At 74.5% G+C, this 239-nt stretch carries 1 protein-coding gene; it reads left to right on the top strand.

The window, feature by feature from the left end:
• Positions 1-152: 152 nt before the first annotated feature.
• The coding region (locus tag FJ658_RS15380; protein WP_141146233.1) for a DUF3499 family protein at positions 153-239 on the top strand (87 nt) is incomplete at its 3' end.

Genomic DNA, 239 nt, shown 5'->3' with positions numbered 1-239 from the left:
CGGGTGCGCAGCGGGGGCAGGTGCGGTCCCGTCACCGCGGAGCGCATCCCGCGTCCGTGGCGATCCCGGTAGCCGGTCCTCGTCGAGGCGCGACGCGCGGATCGGGGCATGTCGCCAGTCTACGGTCCCGCCCCGGGCGTAGGCTCGGCTCGATGAGCGCGCGATCGTGCAGCAAGGTGGCATGCGGCCGCGACGCCGTCGCGACCCTCACCTACGACTACGCCGACGCCATGGCCGTG

Source organism: Schumannella sp. 10F1B-5-1 (assembly GCF_006517535.1).
GTDB lineage: Bacteria > Actinomycetota > Actinomycetes > Actinomycetales > Microbacteriaceae > Schumannella.
Note: the sequence above shows the minus strand (reverse complement) of the source record. Positions and strands in the feature narration are given on the sequence as shown.